Raw genomic sequence first — 242 nt, forward strand, 5'->3', positions numbered from 1 at the left:
CTGCAAGCCGTAATTCCGGCAAAGTGATGCCAGACCGCCGGAAAACCCGCTGCCGATGGCGTTAAACTTCCATTCAGCCCCATGGCGGTAAAGCTCACAAACGACAACCGCCGTTTCAATCGAGAAGTCTTCCCCTAAATCGAAACGAAGCAGTTCATTCTGGCTGTTTTCATCGACGACGCGCACGAACGCGTTCGAAACTTGTCCGAAATTTTGGCCGCGCGCTTCCGCATCATGAATCG

The 242-nt window shown here is 53.3% G+C and carries 1 protein-coding gene; it reads right to left on the reverse strand.

Annotated elements, in window-relative coordinates; all coding sequences use genetic code 11:
* Positions 1-242: TerD family protein (locus SB660_RS23280; RefSeq protein WP_410584926.1), on the reverse strand; the 242-nt coding region annotated here is incomplete at both ends.

The sequence above is a fragment of the Bacillus sp. SIMBA_005 genome, assembly GCF_046535585.1.
In the GTDB taxonomy this organism is placed as follows: domain Bacteria; phylum Bacillota; class Bacilli; order Bacillales; family Bacillaceae; genus Bacillus; species Bacillus pumilus.